Annotated in this window: 17 protein-coding genes and 1 pseudogene; 12 read left to right on the forward strand and 6 right to left on the reverse strand. The window is 40.0% G+C overall.

Annotated elements, in window-relative coordinates:
- On the reverse strand, positions 1-2,409 hold the full coding sequence (locus RMY16_RS23260; RefSeq protein ID WP_322738338.1) for a tetratricopeptide repeat protein: 2,409 nt from the start codon (positions 2,407-2,409) through the stop codon (positions 1-3).
- Between the two features lie 205 nt (positions 2,410-2,614).
- A complete protein-coding gene (locus RMY16_RS23265; protein WP_322738339.1) occupies positions 2,615-2,869 on the reverse strand; it encodes a CopG family transcriptional regulator in 255 nt (84 codons plus the stop codon).
- 214 nt (positions 2,870-3,083) lie between these two features.
- Between RMY16_RS23265 and RMY16_RS23270 the strand changes: the two are divergent.
- Positions 3,084-3,772 (forward strand): annotated as a pseudogene (locus RMY16_RS23270) (Uma2 family endonuclease).
- Positions 3,773-3,836: 64 nt separating this feature from the next.
- Here the strand turns inward: RMY16_RS23270 and RMY16_RS23275 are convergent.
- Both RMY16_RS23275 and RMY16_RS23280 read right to left on the reverse strand, forming a co-directional pair.
- Positions 3,837-4,007: a hypothetical protein gene (locus RMY16_RS23275; protein ID WP_322738340.1), complete on the reverse strand. Its 171-nt coding sequence runs from the start codon at positions 4,005-4,007 to the stop codon at positions 3,837-3,839.
- A gap of 120 nt (positions 4,008-4,127) precedes the next feature.
- Positions 4,128-4,427 (reverse strand): hypothetical protein, encoded by a 300-nt coding sequence (locus RMY16_RS23280; RefSeq protein ID WP_322738341.1) that lies wholly within the window; start codon positions 4,425-4,427, stop codon positions 4,128-4,130.
- Positions 4,428-4,617: 190 nt separating this feature from the next.
- On the opposite strand from RMY16_RS23280, the gene RMY16_RS23285 reads away from it, so the two are divergent.
- The 4 genes from RMY16_RS23285 to RMY16_RS23300 all read left to right on the forward strand — a co-directional run bounded on the left by RMY16_RS23285 (position 4,618) and on the right by RMY16_RS23300 (position 9,583).
- The gene (locus RMY16_RS23285) at positions 4,618-5,550 is read left to right on the forward strand and encodes a ferritin-like domain-containing protein (RefSeq protein ID WP_322738342.1); all 933 of its coding nucleotides are present in this window, start codon (positions 4,618-4,620) and stop codon (positions 5,548-5,550) included.
- 23 nt (positions 5,551-5,573) lie between these two features.
- Entirely contained in the window at positions 5,574-6,356 is a 783-nt protein-coding gene (locus RMY16_RS23290; RefSeq protein ID WP_322738343.1) for an isoprenyl transferase, read from the forward strand.
- Positions 6,357-6,606: 250 nt separating this feature from the next.
- Entirely contained in the window at positions 6,607-7,119 is a 513-nt protein-coding gene (locus RMY16_RS23295; RefSeq protein WP_322738344.1) for a hypothetical protein, read from the forward strand.
- A gap of 544 nt (positions 7,120-7,663) precedes the next feature.
- On the forward strand, positions 7,664-9,583 hold the full coding sequence (locus tag RMY16_RS23300) for an iron uptake porin (RefSeq protein ID WP_322738345.1): 1,920 nt from the start codon (positions 7,664-7,666) through the stop codon (positions 9,581-9,583).
- 596 nt (positions 9,584-10,179) lie between these two features.
- On the opposite strand, the gene trxA is transcribed toward RMY16_RS23300, so the two are convergent.
- Entirely contained in the window at positions 10,180-10,497 is a 318-nt protein-coding gene (gene trxA / locus RMY16_RS23305) for a thioredoxin (RefSeq protein WP_322738346.1), read from the reverse strand.
- A 313-nt stretch (positions 10,498-10,810) separates the two neighbouring features.
- Between trxA and fabG the strand changes: the two genes are divergently transcribed.
- The 4 genes from fabG (at position 10,811) to RMY16_RS23325 (ending at position 15,638) form a co-directional block, all read left to right on the forward strand.
- Complete coding sequence (gene fabG / locus RMY16_RS23310; protein ID WP_322738347.1) at positions 10,811-11,557, forward strand: 3-oxoacyl-[acyl-carrier-protein] reductase; 747 nt, start codon at positions 10,811-10,813, stop codon at positions 11,555-11,557.
- 786 nt (positions 11,558-12,343) lie between these two features.
- Positions 12,344-12,916: a hypothetical protein gene (locus RMY16_RS23315; RefSeq protein ID WP_322738348.1), complete on the forward strand. Its 573-nt coding sequence runs from the start codon at positions 12,344-12,346 to the stop codon at positions 12,914-12,916.
- A gap of 55 nt (positions 12,917-12,971) precedes the next feature.
- Positions 12,972-15,443, forward strand: coding sequence for a GAF domain-containing protein (locus RMY16_RS23320; protein WP_322738349.1), 2,472 nt, complete (start codon positions 12,972-12,974; stop codon positions 15,441-15,443).
- 99 nt (positions 15,444-15,542) lie between these two features.
- Entirely contained in the window at positions 15,543-15,638 is a 96-nt protein-coding gene (locus RMY16_RS23325; protein ID WP_322738353.1) for a DUF4351 domain-containing protein, read from the forward strand.
- Between the two features lie 120 nt (positions 15,639-15,758).
- Here RMY16_RS23325 and RMY16_RS23330 read toward each other — a convergent pair whose 3' ends face one another.
- Complete coding sequence (locus tag RMY16_RS23330) at positions 15,759-16,841, reverse strand: MraY family glycosyltransferase (RefSeq protein ID WP_322661955.1); 1,083 nt, start codon at positions 16,839-16,841, stop codon at positions 15,759-15,761.
- A gap of 157 nt (positions 16,842-16,998) precedes the next feature.
- Here RMY16_RS23330 and groL point away from each other — a divergent pair, with 157 nt between their 5' ends.
- From groL to RMY16_RS23345, 3 genes are all read left to right on the forward strand, one after another.
- Entirely contained in the window at positions 16,999-18,663 is a 1,665-nt protein-coding gene (gene groL, locus RMY16_RS23335; RefSeq protein WP_322738350.1) for a chaperonin GroEL, read from the forward strand.
- A 354-nt stretch (positions 18,664-19,017) separates the two neighbouring features.
- Positions 19,018-20,160, forward strand: a complete 1,143-nt coding sequence (gene corA / locus RMY16_RS23340; RefSeq protein ID WP_322738351.1) for a magnesium/cobalt transporter CorA — start codon at positions 19,018-19,020, stop codon at positions 20,158-20,160.
- Positions 20,161-20,224: 64 nt separating this feature from the next.
- Positions 20,225-20,920 (forward strand): hypothetical protein, encoded by a 696-nt coding sequence (locus RMY16_RS23345; protein ID WP_322738352.1) that lies wholly within the window; start codon positions 20,225-20,227, stop codon positions 20,918-20,920.
- Positions 20,921-21,104: the final 184 nt, after the last annotated feature.

The raw sequence follows: 21,104 nt of genomic DNA on the forward strand, positions 1-21,104 counted from the left end.
TTACCTCGTTTCCAATCTCCGACTGGTGACACAGATTTGAGCAGCGCAGTTTAAAACTTTTTCAACTTGTTTTGGTGCTTTGATTTCAGTAAATAGCTGAATCGCTCGATCGAAATTTATTTGACTTTCATCAGGCTTCAACATCTTTTGATTAGTTAAACCCAATTGAAAATAAGCTTCAGCTAGATCGCATTTAGCACCTATTTTATCCAAAAGTTCAATTGCTTCTGTATGATTAGCAATAGCTAATGCAAAATCTGTTTGTTGCCGATGGATTTCTGCTAAACCATTGTGAGTTTTTGCTTTGACTTGCATATAATGACTTTCTTCAGCAAAAGTCAAAGCTTGATGAAATATCTGATTTGCCTGAGAAAATTCGCCCAAATTGACGTAGGTTTGACCTAAAATTTGCATAAAATAGACAAATCTACCAGTCTGTTCTATCAGTTTTTCGTTCGTAATATTTTGATACGCTACATCTGCTAATTGATATGATAAATCGCACAAACCTAAATAAGAATACACCAAAGCTAAACAGACTGAAGCTTTCTCTGCCCAGCGATGATGCTCGGTATTTTGAGCTAAATAAATTACTTGTTGAAATAACTTTGCGGCTGCCTCTAGTTCCCACAAATCTATTTTGTAAAGACCAATACTTAATAAAGAATCTACCTCTAGCATCCTCAGATAGTAAACTGTATGTTTATTTTCTGGCTGAGGTACAAGTGATTTAAGTGCTTGGGTTGCGAGTGTAATAGTCTTTTCTTGACAAGCGATCGCTTGACTAATTTTACCTGTTATCCAATATAGATCGCCTAATATATTATAAAGTTCGCTGAGATTTTGCTCATCTTCTAGATTGTTAACAACTCGCTCAATTGCCGCAAGTATCGGTTGAATTAAACCCATCCGATACAATGTGCTACCAAGAGGTAAAAACTGCTGCCATTGATTATTTCGGCTTTTTAAAATAACTTTACCCGCCAAATCAAATTCGTGAATTTCTATGTAGTGATAATATGCTTCTAGAGCTTGCAAAGCATCTTTAAAGGTTTCAATTTGTTGAACACTAATTGTCCAAAATTCTGCGGCTTTGTGGTTGGCAATTTGCCATTCATCGGTGAGGCGTAAACGTACGATCGCTTCTTTTTGAATCACTGGATGTAACCAATATTCGCCTTTTTCACACTCCACCAAAGACCGATTTCTCAAGGAGGCGATGATTTGGCGATGTTGATCGGCTGGAACATCCCACAGTAAACAAAACAATCCTGGTGATGAAATGGTGGGTATATCTTGGTAACGATAACATCCCAAACGGCAAAGTAAGCGATATGCTTGAGGGTCAAGAGTTTGCAAACGATTGATTTGACTAACGGCTAAATTTTTTAAGTCGGTTGCGGCTAACGGATCGGCATGATTTTCTTGCCAATAAAGAGCCATATCACCATCAAAATCCTCTTGAATCGAACCGCAGAGAATTCCCATTGCTTTAGCATTACCGCCATAAGTGCGATGCATGATTTGCAAAGTTGGCGAGTTGATGGCTAATCCACGGTTGCTAAAAAACTGTTGCCATGCGCTTTCATCTAAACCAGGAAGCCGATAGTGATTTACATTTAGCCCAGGTTCACAAAGGCGATCGCGGCTAGTAATTAAGGTAACAGATTGCACCCTGGCATCAGCCAAAACGCGCAATAGTTCTACATAGTTGCGGTGAGAAGCAATTAACCCACCATGTCGATCTAATGCAGGTTCGAGATTGTCAATTAACACCCCAATCCGCCGATTGTGGAGTTGGCGCTTGAGTCGCGCCAAAGTTACCCCAAATTCTACCCCAGGTTCTTCGTCAAAATCTTGTTTAAGCCATTCCTCTACAACTCGTTCGGCGGGAGTGATGTTTTGCGTTTCCTTCGCCATCAGCAGTTCCAAAACCAAATCAAACCCCTGATGCAGATATTGCTGCGCCAGAGTGGTTTTGCCTAAACCTCCCTCACCTTGAATGACAATCACTTTCGAGCCTTGATTTACCAAAGTATTCAGGTGAGCGATCGCTTCTGTTCGTCCAATAAAATTGGTATCCTCTAATTTTGGGGTGGGTTGGGGTGTTCTGGAGTAATCGATCAGACTTGATGATATAGCAGTAGTTTTTCTCAGAACTCGCTCTAAAGTAGCGCGACAATTACTTTTGGTAATCTTTTCTCGCAATACCTTAGAAAGCAACTTCCATAACTGAGAACCAGCATCCTTGGCGTGTCCTTCCGTACAACCGTAAGCATGAGCGATATCCAAGTATTTTCTACCCAACCAAACTTGCACAAGAATCACTTTTTGCAAATCGCTCAACCGTTCCCCAGTCTGCGGGGGAATTGTAGCGTCTAACCATGCTAATGCTGCTTCAGCGTCCATTGTGTAACGACAAGGGTAGTTCAGATTTTAGGGACAACTATAAATTACTTTACAGTTATGTTGCTGGAGTTTTCGGATAAGATTCTGTAAACCCGACTTTTTTCCCGACTTTTGCAAACCTTATTCAAAATTCAGCAGCAAGTTCTTGAAAGGATTGCTGTTATTCCAAATTTTCTTGTATTAGCGATGTCTATAACGAGCTTCTCTACAAGATGCTACGCGAACGCTTACGCACAATTGCTTGGGAATTAGCAGCTAAGTCAGTTTCTCCTTTGAAACAGCCGATAAATTTACTTTGTTTGAGTTTAGCTAAGGGATCTGTTTTTTGTTGCTGAAGTTGTTGATAGCGCAGTTCAATCGAAGACTTAATTGCCTCTACTATATCTTGGTCAGCCTCCTGTTGAATATAGGCAAGCTTTTGAGCATATTCTTCATCTAGCTGAATATCAAAATTCTTCATTATCACTAAACTTAGTACAACATTTCATTAATTCGTAGCGAATCCTCTGCGTACCTCTGCGTTTGCCTTTGCGCCCCTTTGCGTTTAAATTTCAACCCTCAATCCTCCATGAATTTAGGCAAAGCTGTACTTAGAACGTTTACCTAAAGTATATCGTCCGCCTCGAATCGTCTAGAATAAAAATCATTAGGTAACATCAGCACCATCATTACTTATGGTGAAATCAGACCCCCGGCAACTGCCTAGCAGTGCTGAACTTCCTTGTTCAGACGATACCCCTGTGGATAACGAAGACCAGAATTTTATTCCTAACCTGCTTCTCTTTTTGCTGCAATATATTTGGGCAAATCGTAATGACTGGTTTTTCAGCGTGGATATGGGCGTTTACCATACTACAGGGGTTAGTCCGCTTGTGCCGATTGTACCAGACGGATTTTTGAGCTTGGGTGTAGAACGCCGCAAGGCAGATAAATCTCGTAAAAGCTATGTTGTTTGGGAAGAAAATAACATAGTGCCTATCTTGGCTTTAGAAATTGTCTCCTTAACTCCGGGTGGAGAATACGACAAAAAATTAGACACTTATGCCAAGTTAGGTGTACTGTATTATATTATTTATAATCCAAAGTATTGGCAACGCGATCGCCATCTCGCCATCAACCTTTTGAAGTTTATCGCTTAGTAGATGGTGGCTATCAACTGCAAATTGGTGAACCCTTTTGGATGCCAGAAATTGGTTTGGGAATTGGTAGAGGGCAATACGTATCTGGTAATATCCAGCGTCAGGTTTTGTATTGGTACGATCAACAAGGAAAGCGCTATCAAACTCCAGAAGAACAGTTGGAATTAGCGCAAAAACAACTTGAGCGTTATCGTCAGCAATTTGGAGATTTACCAAAAGCTTGAGTCAGCACTAAATATTAAATAGTGGCTTTTTACTATATTATTTTCAGAAAATTATCAAATATAGCTAACGAATTAAAGTTAACCCTGCATTATATTTGAGAAAAATTTTATTCATCTTTTCGTCTTGCTTATCTTCTTCATCTGTGATTAAAAACCCTTCTGTATCGAGATAGCATACTCCTGTTTCTAAGTAATCACTAATAGTCAACATCATACTTGTTACGCTCTGATACATAATTGAAGTCTCAAGTTCATCAGCAATATCAATTACTGGTGAGGATAGCTGCTTTTCTTTATTAAGTAAAACTGCACAATGAGAACAGTTAGCTCTAAGAAAAGGAAACAAATATTGATTTTAATATAAAATAGGATAATCTGTACTATGAGGAGCTAAAAATTCCTGAAAAATCTGTACAGCTTCGTCTAATGGTAAAAACTGAAACACAGGATCAACTGTTGATTTCATTTCTTTTATAGTACCGTTTCTATATTGGTAAAGCTCATAGATTTCTTCTGGTACTAACCCTGGTAAATCTTTAGTTTTTTCTTGAATTTCTTCACGAGTTAGTCCAGGTAGAAATGAAGCGGCAAACTCTGGTTGATATTGCTGCAACCATTTCATAATTTTTTTCAACGCTTCGGTTAATGCTGTCATAAGATTTGAAACCTTCATATAAATTATTAGTTGAATAGCTTTAACCTAAACTAACACAGCGTTCAAATCCGACTATTTCCACGACTTTTCCAACCCGATCGCATCAAACTGCCGACTTCAGCCGACTGACAAAACGAAGCGCGATCGCTTAGGCTATTGGGCATAGAGATAAAAATTTAAGTATAAAAATATGCTTAACATCCTCAGCCCAATTGCAGAAGATTTAGCAGGTAAAAGCTATCTCAGTCCTGATTACTTGCAAACACAGCGCCGCATTCGTTCACTCATAGATAGATATATTGCAGTTGAAAAACTACATGAACGTCTGCAAGATTTACCGATACAGTTTGCCAATCCTCAGCCGCGTCCCTGGAAACTCATCGACTGGCAGACGATTAACCGCAATCAAATTATCGGTTTAGACGCAGAAGTATTTTTATCTATATTGATCGGTGCGATGGACACAGAAGCTCCGATTCGCGGTTATACCCAAACAAGTCGGCAGTATTTGGAATTGCATCCTCAAATGGCTCGGTTTGTTGGTGGAACAGTCGGTAAAGATGGCGAATTGCTAGAACTTGGTTTGTGGGAAAAGGAAGAACGTCAGCACACACCTGCATTAATCAAAATCTACACCCAATTAACAGGCGAGAAAATTACCCCAAAACTTCGTACTGTTAGAGGCTATCTTCCTACAGATGACGCTCACGAAGACTTATATCGCCACGGATTACACCGCATTGCCACAGAATACGGTGCAACCTGTCTTTATATTTGGTTGATGGCTCACACCACTGGCGCACTCCAGGATGTTCTAGAGGAACTAGCACAGGATGAAATCAACCACATGACCAAATTCTGGGGGTTTGGAGTCTGGGCTTTTCCTGATACTGGGTTGATGCGAATTGGACGCACGCTAATCAAAACGCGATCGCCAAAGTACCAGCGTAACAACCTCATGCGTACCCTCCGCCGCATGATGGGTACTCTCAACTGGAATGCTTGGTCATTAACCAACAAAACAACTCTCCTCTTCACCTTCACTTACACAATGCATCGCTTGTGGAGTTGGAACAACACCCTCACACCAGAGTACTTACAAAATTTATTTGAAACTAATTAGTCAAAACAAAGGACAAATGACAAATGACAAATACTTCGGCTTCGCTCAGTACAAGTGACAAATCAAAATTACCCAGCGATTTAAACCCCCAAAAAATCCCCCAACATATCGCCGTCATTATGGATGGTAACGGGCGATGGGCAACTAGTCGAGGATTACCGCGCATTGCTGGACATCGCCAAGGAGCAAAAACGCTCAAAGAACTATTGCGTTGCTGCAAAGATTGGGGAGTCAAAGCTTTGACAGCCTATGCTTTCTCAACAGAAAATTGGCAGCGTCCCGTTGAAGAAGTAGATTTTCTAATGCATTTGTTTGAGCGATTACTACACCGCGAGTTGGCTCAGATGCATCAAGAAGGAGTACGAATCTCGTTTATTGGAGATTTATCGGCTTTACCCAAGTCTCTACAGACCGAAATGGAACGTTCAATGGCAGAGACGTTGAACAATCAAGCAATCCACTTTACTGTTGCAGTCAACTATGGTAGCCGCAACGAAATTACCAGAGTTTGCCGTCAAGTAGCTCAACTCGTAGAACAGGGCGAACTCAGTGCCCAAGAAGTGAATGAAAGTCTTGTAGAACAGCATCTCTACACAGCAGATACTCCAGAACCCGATTTGCTGATTCGTACTAGTGGTGAGATGCGATTGAGTAATTTTCTCTTGTGGCAAATGGCTTATACAGAAATGTATTTCACCGATATTCTTTGGCCAGATTTTAATCGAGAAGCATTTCATCAGGCTTTGTTGAGCTACCAAAATCGCGATCGCCGTTTTGGTCAAGTTAAAGCTTCATTATCAGCTTAGTGTACCAAACACCAGACATCACGTGAAAAAGGCAGCAGGCAGAGGGCAATATCCCTTCTGCCTTTCTTGATAAAGTAAAAGCACCCATATTACCAGGATGGTATATGAGCGCTCACAAATAAAACATTATCGAGGATAATCTATCTGCTATGACAGACCGAAGTAACTATAAGAATAGCAGGCACTGGGTAAATAAACTGCAAGGGTAGTTACAAATGTTTTGTTAAAAATATTACTTACCGTCAATAAGATGCTTGATTTAGGCAAAATCCAATCGATTGCGGAATCCTATTCTCCCCAAGAACTCTTCGCTGGCCTGGTTTGGCAGCGTCGGTTCAATGAGTTTGATGGCGAAGAAGTGATTACTGACCTTTCCAACCACACAAATTTATGGGCAAGCTTTCTGTTCACAAAACCAATCTTTGCACCAGATGAAAACGGTTTAAGCTTTGGTGGTATGGTCGATACCCTTCTTGCAATGGCAAACTATCGTCCCATGCCTGAAACCAGCATCATCCATTTCATTGCCTATCCTGCCGATACACTGTACATTCTGACAGAGAACCAAGACACAAAAGTATCTGAGCTTTTGGACTTGGGGAAAAAATGGCGGGCTGACTCAGTAGAGGTAAGTGATGGCACGAATGAAGACTACGGTTTGCGCCTGAAGCGCCGACTGAGAACTAGATTGGAAGGGGCGCTATCAGGTGAAGATGTTCGCCGATATTCTGATGCAGTGATTGTTTGTTTTTGGTGGGATTGAATACTTGAAATATCTCAATCAGAGAAATTGTAGACTACAGCTGTTTTCCTCCCAATCTTAGCCTGCACCTAGATTGAGCAGCGATCGCAGCCTCTTAATTTTTTTGAGTAAATTATTCTCTGGTAGGTATTGAGCCGATGATTTCAGATCAATACCTATATTCATTATCACAAAATGAGACTTATGTAATTACTGTTTTGTCAATATAGCAATTAGATTTTTCTTTAAAAATAGAAAATTTAGAAGGCTTGTAAATTAGGCATCCTACGGAACGTACTGTTCACAAACCATTTGGTATTTACTATAGTAACTATAGAAACTATCAATATATTTTATTGTTAATTCTTTCCAAAAATAGTATTTACTATAATTTAATACTTGCGATATAAGCTGATTTCCTGGTAAGCAAATTCAGAAAAAATCCTGAAATGCAAAGTTTAAAGTTAACAAGATTCTTTTGCTAAATATACTTTAAATTTATTTATCAATCCATTTGGAAATCGCAATCAATTTTTTCACGATTTTATTGGTGTTGGGAGTTATCATGGCAAAATATCTACTAGCTTCTGCTAGTGGGATGGGATTTTTATGTTTAATTGCCGGGTTATCACCTGTGCAAGCCCTTCCTAGTCTAGAAATTACAAATAAAAACGTAGCTGTTAATCAAGATGATGGCAGCTATCAAAAAAATGATTCTCATCAAAGCAATTTAACAAATAATATATCCAGTAAATTGTTGATAGCTAATGAGAATCAAAAAAACTTATCCTCAGTCAATCAACAGCGAAAAAATCAAGATTTAGAAGTAGATTCTACTGTTAACTTGTGGCAGCCAATCATACCACAACCTGCAAGTTCATCTCCAACCTCATACAAACTTGCACAAGTAACATCTGTATCCCAATTGTCTGATGTACAGCCGACTGATTGGGCTTTTCAGGCACTCCAATCTTTAGTCGAGCGCTATGGTTGTATCGCAGGTTATCCCAATCAAACCTATCGCGGTAATCGGGCGATGACTCGCTATGAATTTGCTGCTGGCTTAAATGCTTGTTTAGAGCGTATCAACGAACTGATTGCGACTGCAACTGGTGATTTGGTCAAGAAAGAAGATTTAGCCACGTTGCAGAAACTACAAGAACAATTTGCGGCGGAATTGGCAACATTGCGGGGTCGAGTAGATGCTGTAGAAGCTCGCACAGCAGAACTAGAAGCAAATCAGTTTTCTACTACGACTAAACTCAATGGTGAGGTAATTATTGCTGGTGTTGGTGCTAGCGGCGGCGCTCCTAATGACAGTGACCCGAACATCATCCTAGTTAATAGAGTGCGGTTAAATCTCACCACTAGCTTTACTGGTAAAGATTCATTAATTACTGGATTGCAAGCTTATAACTTTTTGGGTGGAGCTAATGGAGAGGGTAGCCTGCAAGAAAGTTTAGGATTAGCTGCGCCGCTTTTAAGTGCAAGTAGCGCACGTACCAGTTTTGAGCCGCAATTTCCGGGAATAAATGTCAATACTTTGTCGGGTGTTAGCGCAAACAGCGTTCAGGTTTACAAATTGCTGTATATCTTTCCCGTCGCTAATAAATTAACCTTGTTTGGGGGAACTGCGGCGGAGACATCAGATGCTTTCCCAGCAATTACGCCTTTTTATGGTGAAGGACAAGAGTCAATTTCTCGTTTTGCTGGCTTGAATCCTGTGGTACGGATTTCTGGTGGGACTTCGGGTACTGGTTTAGCATCGGCGGCGGGATTTATTTTTAACATTTCGCCAAATTTGGATTTAAGAGCTTTATACGGCAATCCAAATGCCAATTTAACCCAAAAATCTGCCGCTGAGGCAGTACCAGGAGTTTCTACTACACCTTTGGGAGCAGGTTTATTTAGTGGTAGTAGTGTTATTGCCACACAGTTAACCTTCAAGCCAAGTTCCGCTCTGGATATTGGTTTAAACTATGCCCACAGTTATCACGAAATCAATATTTTGGGTACAGGATTAGTTAGTAGTGATATCGGTGCTTTAGCAGGGGTTGCAGCAGGGACACCGGTCACACTCAACTCTGTTGGCGGTACGCTAACATGGCGATTGTCTCCCAATATAGCCTTATCTGGTTACGGTGCAGCACTATTTGTTGATGCTGCTTCAAACAGCGTGAATGCTTCCACCACATTTACTAGTTGGATGGCGGGAGTTCACTTCCGAGATTTATTCAAGTCAGGGAACACCGCCGGGATTCTTTTTGGTCAGCCGCTTTTCCGTAGTGATGCTGGTGGTTCTGCTCAACTTACCCCCACAGGCGAGAATCGGGCGACTCCTTACCATTTGGAAGCCTATTACCGCCTTCAAGTTAGCGATAATATCAGCATTACCCCTGGTGCGTTCGTTCTTTTTAACCCAGAAGGTAACAGCAACAATGAGACTACGACTGTAGGTGTACTTCGGACTACTTTTACGTTTTAAGAGATTGGAAGTATAGTCAAAATCCTCCAAGAAATTGGGGGATTTTGAGATTGGGTAACAAAGTTCACAGTGATAAAAATATTACCCTATCTGACTAGTATCGTGACAAAAAAATCTTTATTTGATGCTGAACCCCACCAAGGTTTGTAGAATCTAAACCCTAAAAATAAAGTAAGTAACCCTAGCCCATCGTAGGCATCACCCTAGAGATAACCTAATTGTTTCTTCTACCTGAGTTAGCAGTTTGATTAGAAATTTGGTGCTTTTTTATGACCCGCTCAATCTGGCAAGTCACCGCATCTATTCTATGTTTAACTTTATCAAAGTCAATATTCACCCAAATATAGGCTTTATCAGGTTTTTGCTGCTTATAGTTCATATATTGCTTTACTTGTCAAGATGTTTTGTTATATCTATACAATATCTACATCTCAACTTCTAAACTACTTTCTCTAGACATATAAGTAGATATGCTTAATATTTACTTAAGATTTTACTCGGTGATTCGTAGGGCTATAGCTAGCTGTGCACCCGCACTAAAAAAGACGCGATATTCCGCGCCTCTGGCAGCTAAAATCCAAATTTTAAGTGTTAGCTTAAACCTTTGTTTGTAGATATTGTACTAACTGCGGTGCTTGCATCACTCCCTCTATCCGATCCACAGGCTGACCCTGCTTAAATAGTACTAAGGTTGGTAGAGCGGCAATGTTATACTGAGTAGCCAAATCTGTGTATTTCTCTGTGTCGATTTTAACAATTCGCAGGCGATCCTTAAGTTGAGCATTGACTTGCTCTAAAATTGGCACCATCATTTGGCATGGGCCACACCAGTCAGCGTAAAAATCTACTAATACAGGTACATCAGAAGCAGACAGCATCTCTTCAAAGCTGTTAAATTGCTTTTTAGTTGCCATGTGATACACACCGATTTTCAATTGTTTGTTTCAATAGTAATTCTTAGAAAAAAAAAGCGGTATAGGTTCATGGGTTTTTGTTGGAAAAGGATTAAATTAGTCAATATAGAATGATTTGCCAACAAAAAATCTTAAATAATCATAATAAAATCCGTATATTATTCTTGTTTGTGTATATGGATTAAATATGTATTTAAACTTATCCTGACCAAACAAATAACTATAGATATTTAATTATCCAGACAATATTCAGATGTTCCCGAAATCACCATAAGATAATTAGCGCGGTATTTCTAAGATTGAGGAACATTAAATGACACTATTACAAGATAAAGTCGCAATTGTCACAGGTGCATCAAGAGGAATTGGCCGAGCGATCGCAATTGAATTAGCCACACAGGGAGCGATCGCAGTTATTAATTATGCCAGTTCTAGTGCAGCTGCTGAGGCAGTTGTTGCAGAAATTACCGAAGCAGGAGGTCAGGCGATCGCTATCCAGGCTGACGTTTCTAAAGGCGATCAAGTAGACGCATTAGTTAACGCCGTCACGGAAAAGTTCAGCCGTGTGGATATTTTGGTCAACAACGCCGGAATTACCCGCGACACACTGCTTTTGCGTTTGAAGCCAGAAGATTGGCAAGCTGTGATAGACCTGAATCTAACTGGTGTTTTCTTATGTACACGGGCCGTCAGTAAAATCATGCTGAAACAGCGATCGGGGCGGATTATCAACATTACCTCTGTTGCTGGGCAAATGGGCAACCCAGGCCAGTCAAACTATAGTGCCGCCAAAGCAGGTGTCATCGGCTTCACCAAAAGCGTTGCCAAAGAACTCGCTACTCGCGGTATCACCGTTAACGCTGTCGCCCCTGGATTCATCACAACTGACATGACCAGCGATCTCAACAACCCCGAAGATATTCTCAAATACATCCCACTCGGTCGTTTTGGTCAGCCTGAAGAAGTCGCTGGGATGGTGCGCTTCCTCGCTGCCGATCCCGCCGCCGCCTATGTTACCGGACAAGTTTTTAATGTCGATGGTGGTATGGTCATGGCATAAATAAATAGTGCTGAGTTAGAAGTAGAGACGCGATTAGTCGCGTCTCTACAACAATTTTCGTAGGGTGCGTTACGCATAAACGGTATCATAAAGATACCAAAATAAATTTTTAGTACTGATAAATACAAAAAAAATAAATTTTGTACTTAAGAAAAGGCACTTTTTGATAACTAGCAACTTGGGTTACTAGTGCCATCTCATCACATATACCTTCTACTATGCCGCACTGGTCAATATCCTCTACCCTGATATTTAATGGTATAGCTGTCATCCTTACAAAATCAAGCATTTACGTCATTTTAAAAAATACAGCATTTATGATCGCACCTGCCGAAGTGGGCTAAAATGCTGTCAGAGTAAAAAAACTGTAAACGTATATTTCTATTTTTTCAAAAATCAATAATCATTCCTAAACGCTGGGATCAATGCTGAGTAAGAAGAAAGTAAACATTTGGCTAAACAGTTTATATTTTCTTATGCTTAACTACTATAATAAATTTACTAATATTGCTAATATCAATCTGGAATCCTGTTCTATACACTTGTAGTTTTGTATAGATACTACTTATAACACTAGCGGTTATCGACCTGAAGAAACAGCTCTATGCAGCTTCCGCTTTGCGTGGGCTGAAGATGAGTCAAGTTGTAGTGAAGTTAATCAAGTAGTGGCTGAAAACCGATATGATACGTTTATTTAGTGAATTGCAAACAAAGAAAACTGTGTTAATTAGAACCGACTGGTTAGGATACTAACTCAACATAGGGAAATTAAACGGGCAGGTTTTAATGGATGAGGTTTCTCACAAACTGCTAGTGATTTTTCAAAACGTCAATGAGTGGCTGAGGTTTGCGGAAGCAAAGAACGCTGTTTTGCTTGCTTTTGCTGGTGCTGGTATTACTGCAACTATAACCCTTTTAGCGACAGCACAGAATCTCCCAAAATCCTTGCGTTTTGGACTTTTGTCAACAACGTCTTTACTGTGCATTTGTGCTTTACTTTGTTCGCTCTCTTTTCTTCCCAAAACAAATTTAGAGCGTCTCTTATGGTTGCAGATTAAACCAATTATAAATTCAACTATTCAGTCAAAAGATACAGATAATTTCTACTACTTTGGGCATTTGTATAAATATCGCCCAACTCAACTGCTAGATATGTTAAACACCCACTATTTTGAAGAAAAGCTCAATATACCATACAAAAAAGAATATGAGGATATTGCTAGTCAAATTACAGTTAATGCCAAGATTACACTCCTTAAATTAAAGGTTTTTACGTATGCAATATATATCTTAATTGCCTCTATCATAGTGATTCCATGCTCAATTATAATAAGCCTATTGATTTATCAAAATTTGTAACAAAATTGTTCTGCAAAAACAAGTTATGGACAGAAGCTATCTATAAAATGGAGCAATGAGAAAAACTGTAGTTGAACTCGATTTAGTCGGATATAGCAGTATTGTTAAGATGCTAGAAGAAAATTTAGATGTAAAGACTGTCACACATCTCAATCAGCAGATTCAAGGGTTTGTTAACACTGGGTTAATGGCAGTGAGTGAGATGCGTGAGAGAGTTGTCATAGCTAGTAATGGAGACAATGCTGTTATCATTTTTGACGATGCCACTTATGCCTATAATTTTGCAAAAGCTGTTCATGAATACACGCAATTGCATAACGCCAGTAAAACTGAACCATCAGCAAAAAGATGGTTTCGTATTGGCGCTGCAACTGGTGAACTTGCTCAAGAAGATAATGGTAAGCTTACAGGCTACGTTATTGTTAGGGCTTATCGACTAGAAGCAAATGCAAATCCTGGAGAGTTTATTGTTGACTTAGACACTTATAATGCTCTCCCTGATGAGCTAAAGCAAAGATTTGACTCTGAAGAAACTGTATTAGGGAAGCATGATGAAGAGTTCAAAGCTCGGCGTTACAAAATGATTTTTAACGCCAATCTAACTACAAATGAGCCAATAGAGATAGAAGTCCTTGATTTATTTGGTAAACTAAAGCCATATGTTTTAGAAACTATTGCTGAGAGTGCTAGAAACCTTTTTAAGGCTGATCTAACTACACTCCATTTTTTATTGAATCTGCAACAAGGACAAGGAAAATATATATATGAAATTTTTTCGGGGAATCCTGGTCCCACACCAGTAGATGAATTCTCTCCTCGCCAGAATGGATTGGGATGGGAAGCTATTATTGAAGGAAAAATCAAAGTAATATCTTCTTCTCAAGAAGATGGAACTTTAAATCCTAATTTTAGTAATAAAGCCAGGAGAAGAGGATCTAGAGCTTACGCAGCTATTCCACTATTAATTAATAGCGAGGATCAAGTTATACTACGTAGTATATCCAATATTAATGAAAAAGATAATGCTCAAACAAACGAACAAATAAACGCTATTTTAGTAGGAGTATTATACATCCATTATTGGGAAAAGTCCCCATTTCATAATATAAAGATAGAACAACTACAACTAGGAGAGTATTTTGCTGATAAAGCTGTTGTTGCTATAAGAAATGCTATAAAATATCAAAAATTGCGTGAAAAAACTCGTCAGCTATCAGCGTTGCAATCTATTACACAATCTTTTAATGAGATAGGTAGTAAATTGATAAGTTATATTGCCTGGAATACATTGAATGCTTTGGCAGCAGATGTTGTTGTTATTTATGAATATATTCAAGCAGAAAAAAAGCTTCAATTTCCACCAATTTTTGCAGGGAAGTTTCTGGAAAATAAAAATAGGGATACAGAAACTATTGATGATAATGCAGTACCCTGGTCACTAATCAAAGGTGGAAAAGACATTTATGCTTCTAAAATTTCAGATCAACCTATTCTAGAAAACTCATCATTTGTTAATCGAGAAAAAATTAAATCTGCGGCTGGTATATTATTGAAAGCAAATAATGATCTGGTCGGAGTCATGTTTATTGACTACCGACGAATTCACAACTTTGTGGATGAAGAAAAGGAAATTATTAACTCTTTAGCATCTTCAGCTGCTACTGCCATTCAAAATCTACGATGGTCACAAACACGAGATAGTATTGAGCTAGGAATCATAACAAATCAGGAGCAAATAAAATTAATTGTACAAAAAGCTGTAGAAATCACAGGAGCCGATGTAGGAGAAATTACTATTTTTGATAAGAGTAATAAAAAAATTATTACACAAGAGAATTATGTTACTGAAAAGCAATTTGAAGTTTCTTATAGACACGGAAAGATAACTGAGAATGATGCTGCTTGGGTAAAAGTGTATGAAGAACCACGATGTATTGGTGATGTGGATGATGTTGGAACTAAACTAAACTATAAAGCATATTTTGATAATATTAATTCAGAACTAGGTGTATCTGTTTGGGATCAAAATAAAAGTCAACGCGGTCTATTAATTGTTGCAAGTCATCAAAAAGAAAAGTTTAATGAATCAGACAAGCGAAAACTGGAGAATATTTCTAGTTTAGCATATATTGCTGTTCACTATGCAGAAAAAGACAAAACTATTAGGGAGCAGACAATAGCTACTGTTGGTAATTTATGTAGGAAGTTATTAAGTCGGATTAATATTAATAATGATGTCAAGACAACAAAAGTAGTTTTAAGTGTATTCAAAGAACTTATTAGTCAGTTAGATGAAAATAATGAAATTAGTCAGTTAAATGAAAATAATGTAGGAAAAAATCTTTTAACTAGTTTAGAACATATTTTATTATCAAACGAGCCTGCTGTAAAAAAAATTATTAATGATTTGAATGAATCTAATGTAGAAGATAGTAAACAAAGAGGTGATAATTCCTTAGAACTAATGAACGAAGAAGTTGATCAAACTTTGGTTATGTTATCAAAATTATCTCAATTATCTGATTAAGTAGTCAAGCAAGAACAGACTCTAGAGATGATTATGCGTCTGCTGCGAAGCTTTGCCAATTTGAGTCAGCAATTGCAAGACAGCATCAGTTAGCTATCTATCGAACAGCTTGAAAATTTAGCCGAAGCACTGTTAGATTTTTCCACACAAGGAGATTTAGTTACTTGGTTGCAAGACAATTTAACTCAAGCTTGAATTTTTAGTGGACTGGTCAAAGTAGAATTTTGCATCACCGAACAGCCTGTTGTAGACATCGCTTCCATACAGAGAAGAAGCCTAGTAGGGCTAGCACTGCAATGCTCACCCTACAAGCAACTAAGGCTGTTGGCGTATCCTTTGCCAGACTGTAAAGCCCAAAAGCAGGATAATGCTAGTGGCAGTAGTCAGCATCACAGCCAAACTCATACCTTGTATTCTCATCGCCAGCAAGTTGAAAACTAAGGTAACTGACCAAAGCGTAAACGCAGCATGGCGCTGGGAGAGTCCCCAAGCAAGTAAGCGGTGGTGCAGATGGTCTTTACCAGGAGTACTCAGAGGGTTATTTCCTGCTAGTAGACGCCGCACAAATACTTGAGTAGTGTCTAGTACCGGTAACAACAGAAATAAAACCGTAGGAATTAGCGCATAAACTGTGTTTTGTTGCAGTTTCCCTAAAATACTAGTTGCTGCCAACACATAACCAAAAAAGTATGCTCCAGCATCACCCATAATAATTCGTGATGGATGGAAATTATGGCGCAAAAATCCTAGTGCAGCACCTCCCAAAGCTGCAAGTACCAAGATTGCCGCTGCACGATTGTTAAATTGAGCAGCAACGCCCAACAAACTCATGGCGGTAATAAAGCTAATTCCTCCTGCCAAGCCATCCATACCATCCATCAAGTTGATGGCGTTGGTAATCCCTACTACCCATAGTACTGTTAGCAATATGGACAGAAGCGAGTCGATGGGCGTGCCAAACAGGACTTTGACGCTGATGCCATTAGCTACCAGTAACAGTGCCGTGACAATTTGCGCCCACAATCGAACAGATGGCGGTAAGCCAAATTGATCGTCAATAAAGCCTACAAGGACTAATATCGAACCCCCCAACAGAATAGTGAGCACCTGAGCCAATACGTTTTGGAGTTCGATCGGTCGTAAAAGGCTAGCTAATACCAGCGCGGCAATGACACCCGCGTAGATAGCCAGCCCCCCGGCATTGGGTAAAGGTTCTCGGTTGAGTCGCCGTGCGTTGGGTTGGTCAGCCCAACCTACCCGCAAGGCGAATTTGCGTACTATCGGAATTAAACGCCAAGTTACAACCCAAGCCAAGAGGAACGTAAATACTACTGCCAACCAGCCGGTGCCGCTAGGGTCGGCAATACCAAGGGACTTAAGGGAGTTGTCTAGATTCATCTCCCAATTCAAGCATTACTGCCAGTATCTAATATGAGCATCACCTGTATATTAATCAATTTTTTTATTTCCATTTGTAACTTGAGCAGATTGAGAGATTAGCACTCTGGCGCTGTGAGTGCTAAATTGTCTAATGGAAGCGCTGGAGAAATGAAACATGGCGAAAATTATTGCATTTGACGAGGAATCTCGGAGAGCTCTAGAAAGGGGTGTTAACGCCCTTGCCGATGCTGTAAAAATCACCTTGGGGCCTAAAGGTCGCAATGTCCTTTTAGAGAAAAAATTTGGCGCACCTCAAATTGTCAACGATGGTATCACTGTTGCCAAGGAAATTGAATTAGAAGATCCTTTGGAAAATACTGGTGCAAGACTCATCCAGGAAGTGGCCTCAAAAACTAAAGATGTCGCTGGGGATGGGACAACCACCGCCACAGTTTTAGCACAAGCTTTGATCCGGGAAGGTTTGAAAAACGTCGCGGCGGGTAGTAACCCTGTTAGCTTGAAGCGCGGGATCGACAAAACTATTGAGGCACTGGTAGAAGAAATTGCCAAAATAGCCAAGCCTGTAGAAGGAAGTGCGATCGCTCAAGTTGCCACTGTTTCTGCTGGTAACGATGAAGAAGTTGGCCAAATGTTAGCTCAAGCAATGGAAAAAGTCACCAAAGATGGTGTAATTACCGTTGAAGAATCTAAATCCCTGACAACTGAACTAGAAGTAGTTGAGGGGATGCAGATTGACAGGGGTTATATTTCTCCCTACTTCGTCACCAACAACGAACGGCAAATCGTCGAATTTGAAAACGCTCGGATCTTGGTGACAGATAAAAAAATCAGCAGCATCCAAGATTTAGTGCCAATTTTGGAAAAAGTTGCCCGCTCAGGTCAGCCTTTGCTAATTATTGCTGAAGATGTTGAAGGTGATGCTTTGGCAACTTTGGTGGTGAATAAAGCGCGCGGTGTACTAGCCGTGGCTGGGATTAAAGCACCTGGCTTTGGCGATCGCCGCAAAGCTTTGTTAGAAGATATTGCGATTCTCACCGATGGACAGTTGATTTCGGAAGAAATCGGCTTAAGCTTGGATACCGCTGCTCTAGAAGCGCTGGGAACTGCCCGCAAAATCACTATTGACAAAGAAAGCACCACAATAGTTGCTGGCAGTGTCACCAAGCCAGAAGTACAAAAGCGGATTGGTCAAATTCGCAGACAGTTGGAAGAAACTGATTCTGACTATGATCGAGAAAAACTCCAAGAACGCATCGCCAAGCTCGCTGGCGGCGTGGCAGTGATTAAAGTGGGTGCGGCAACCGAAACCGAACTCAAAGACCGTAAACTGCGGATTGAAGACGCGCTCAACGCTACTAAGGCTGCTGTGGAAGAAGGTATTGTTCCTGGTGGTGGAACAACCTTAATTCACTTAGCTAAGGCGGTAGAAGCGATTAAAAAGACCCTAGAAAATGACGAAGAAAGAATTGGGGCTGATATTGTCGAACGAGCGCTAGAAGCCCCCTTGCGCCAAATAGCAGACAACGCTGGTGCTGAAGGTTCTGTAATCGTCTCTAGAGTCCGCGAGAGCGACATCAACATTGGCTATAACGCTGCTACTGGCGAATTTGAAGACTTGATTGCTGCTGGTATTATCGACCCTGCCAAAGTCGTGCGTTCAGCTTTGCAAAATGCTGGTTCCATTGCTGGTTTGGTCTTAACCACCGAAGCGATCGTTGTTGAAAAGCCAGAGAAGAAATCCGCTGCTCCTGCCCCTGACATGGGCGGCATGGGCGGCATGGGCGGCATGGGTGGCATGGGCGGCATGGGTATGTTCTAACTTCTGCTCACCCAGATAAATATTTTTTTAGCAGTTTGTCTTGCCAAGGCAAACTGTTTTTTTTGTAGCATTGCTGATTCAAAGGCAATATGCTATACCAATTCGTAATTTGTAATGACGCTCTCTACGAGACGCTAAAAGCGGACGCAGACTCGCTACCGCTACGCTAACGTAATTGAGATTCGTCAGATTAAATCTGGCTGATGACCAAATTAGCAACCTAAATAATTGCTTAATTTAGAAATTACCGTCTTTATATTAATTTTTGTAAAAGAACGTGTAAGTTATTTTTATGTCCTTTGTTATTTACTAACGACAAATGACAAATGACTAATCACTATTAGGTAATATTGCATGGCACGAAAACTGCATCGCCTTCCCAAAATACTAAACAAGCCACATGATGATGAGTTCTATCACCAACCAGGGACTATACCTGGAACCATTTTTATTGATGCAGATGCACCACCACCGATAATTTTTTTGATTGACTATAACCAAACCAATTTCATCCGTGAGCAAATAGCAACTCCAGAGGAGTGTGCCCCATATCTTGATAGCGAATCCATTTCTTGGGTAGATGTACAAGGTTTAGGTAGTCAAGACATATTACAACGATTGGGTAATGTTTTTAAGTTACATCCTCTAGTTTTAGAAGATGTAGTCAATGTACCAGAGCGTCCCAAAACAGAAGATTATGAAGATCAATTGCTTTTTATTGCCCGGATGGTAGTACCAAAAGAAAGAACATGTGGTTTTTATAGCGAGCAAGTGAGTTTGATATTAGGAAAAAATTATTTACTGACCGTACAAGAGGAACCAGAACATGATTGCTTTGAAGCGGTGCGATCGCGAATTGAAAAAAACAAAGGTATCATCCGTAAACAGGGAGCGGATTATTTAGCTTATGCTCTGTTAGATGCAATTATTGATGGCTTTTTCCCAGTACTGGAGCTTTATGGTGAGCGAATCGAAGAGTTGGAGGAGGAAGTAATAGTTAAACCTACCCCACAAACACTACAAAGTATTTATCAAATTAGGCGAGAATTACTGCAACTACGTCGTGCTATCTGGCCCCAGCGCGATGCAATTAATTCCTTGATTCGAGATAGCAGTGATTTGATTGGTGAAGAAGTGCGAATCTACCTGCGAGATTGTTATGACCATACAGTACAAGTGATGGATATGGTGGAAACTTACCGAGAACTAGCATCTGGATTAATGGATGTGTACCTTTCGGCAGTGAGTAATAAAATGAATGAAATCATGAAGGTACTAACGGTAGTTTCAACAATTTTTATTCCCCTGACTTTTGTAGCCGGAATATATGGTATGAATTTCAATACTGAAAAATCGCCATATAATATGCCTGAGTTGAACTGGTATTGGGGCTATCCACTTTGCTGGGCAGTGATGTTAGCGATCGCATTTAGTTTGCTATTCTTTTTTTGGCGAAGAGGCTGGCTGCAAAATTCTATAGTAATCAAAGAAAATTAAAAATTGCAGATGAGCAATGAGACGAATATATATTCATTACCACTGGGAGTTAAGATTCTGAGTTATGAGGAGTAGCGACCAGAATTTAGTAGTTTTGACGATTTATATTATCGGTGTTTCTTATGTTTTCAACCGCATGATTGAATCCATCGATGACCAAGTTAAATTTGAGTTTAAAAAAGGAATCGTTGACGAGCAACTCAAAGAACAAAATCTCGATGATAAAATTGGAATTTCCTTTAAACTCAAATCCTCATACCCAATTGACGATTTGAAAGATTTAGGAATTAGCATTGAAAATAAATCCGATCAGGTTGCTATATACGTTGACTGGGACAACAGTTCTTTAGTAGTTGAACATAGCAAGCAATCGCGCCGCGTGATTCGGAAATCACCAGACTTAACCCGCGACTTAGCAGTACCCCAAAGTCCGAGCCTGATTGCTCCCAAGAAAACACTTTCTGAAACAGTGACAGCAGAAGACGTTTTCGAGCGCGATCAAGTAGCTGGAACCTATTCAGCAAAAAAACCACTAATTGATATCAATGGACTAAAAAAAGGGCAAAAAAAGTTGTACAACGACTTTATTAACAGAAGAAAAGAGCTGGACTTTTCCCTGCAATTGGTGCTTAGGATATCTGAGGTGCGTTTAGGTCTAGCTCCAGGCCGTGATTTTCCTCCCATTAGCATTATCAATTGTCCTTTCACAGTTAGGAAACTACCTTGGACTTACGCTCTACCTTGGAATAAAAAAAAGTAATGCCATGTTAACATACTACGCCAACCAAAGATTACACTGGAGCTAAGGAGAGAGTAGGCGCAGGCAGTTGCAGATCAGTCATAGTTACTGGTTTGAGGAAAGTCCGGACTCTCGAAAGACCAAACTTGCTGGATAACGTCCAGTGCGAGCGATCGTGAGGATAGTGCCACAGAAAGATACCGCC

Source organism: Nostoc sp. DedQUE12b (assembly GCF_034530835.1).
Taxonomy (GTDB): Bacteria; Cyanobacteriota; Cyanobacteriia; order Cyanobacteriales; family Nostocaceae; genus Nostoc.

What these genes read in the sequence shown, in the direction of transcription:
- RMY16_RS23260 (WP_322738338.1), bottom strand. Translation starts at nt 2,409, where the DNA reads ATGGACGCTGAAGCAGCATTAGCATGGTTAGACGCTACAATTCCCCCG.
- RMY16_RS23265 (WP_322738339.1), bottom strand. Translation starts at nt 2,869, where the DNA reads ATGAAGAATTTTGATATTCAGCTAGATGAAGAATATGCTCAAAAGCTT.
- RMY16_RS23275 (WP_322738340.1), bottom strand. Translation starts at nt 4,007, where the DNA reads ATGTATCAGAGCGTAACAAGTATGATGTTGACTATTAGTGATTACTTA.
- RMY16_RS23280 (WP_322738341.1), bottom strand. Translation starts at nt 4,427, where the DNA reads ATGACAGCATTAACCGAAGCGTTGAAAAAAATTATGAAATGGTTGCAG.
- RMY16_RS23285 (WP_322738342.1), top strand. Translation starts at nt 4,618, where the DNA reads ATGCTTAACATCCTCAGCCCAATTGCAGAAGATTTAGCAGGTAAAAGC.
- RMY16_RS23290 (WP_322738343.1), top strand. Translation starts at nt 5,574, where the DNA reads ATGACAAATACTTCGGCTTCGCTCAGTACAAGTGACAAATCAAAATTA.
- RMY16_RS23295 (WP_322738344.1), top strand. Translation starts at nt 6,607, where the DNA reads ATGCTTGATTTAGGCAAAATCCAATCGATTGCGGAATCCTATTCTCCC.
- RMY16_RS23300 (WP_322738345.1), top strand. Translation starts at nt 7,664, where the DNA reads ATGGCAAAATATCTACTAGCTTCTGCTAGTGGGATGGGATTTTTATGT.
- trxA (WP_322738346.1), bottom strand. Translation starts at nt 10,497, where the DNA reads ATGGCAACTAAAAAGCAATTTAACAGCTTTGAAGAGATGCTGTCTGCT.
- fabG (WP_322738347.1), top strand. Translation starts at nt 10,811, where the DNA reads ATGACACTATTACAAGATAAAGTCGCAATTGTCACAGGTGCATCAAGA.
- RMY16_RS23315 (WP_322738348.1), top strand. Translation starts at nt 12,344, where the DNA reads ATGGATGAGGTTTCTCACAAACTGCTAGTGATTTTTCAAAACGTCAAT.
- RMY16_RS23320 (WP_322738349.1), top strand. Translation starts at nt 12,972, where the DNA reads ATGAGAAAAACTGTAGTTGAACTCGATTTAGTCGGATATAGCAGTATT.
- RMY16_RS23330 (WP_322661955.1), bottom strand. Translation starts at nt 16,841, where the DNA reads ATGAATCTAGACAACTCCCTTAAGTCCCTTGGTATTGCCGACCCTAGC.
- groL (WP_322738350.1), top strand. Translation starts at nt 16,999, where the DNA reads ATGGCGAAAATTATTGCATTTGACGAGGAATCTCGGAGAGCTCTAGAA.
- corA (WP_322738351.1), top strand. Translation starts at nt 19,018, where the DNA reads ATGGCACGAAAACTGCATCGCCTTCCCAAAATACTAAACAAGCCACAT.
- RMY16_RS23345 (WP_322738352.1), top strand. Translation starts at nt 20,225, where the DNA reads ATGAGGAGTAGCGACCAGAATTTAGTAGTTTTGACGATTTATATTATC.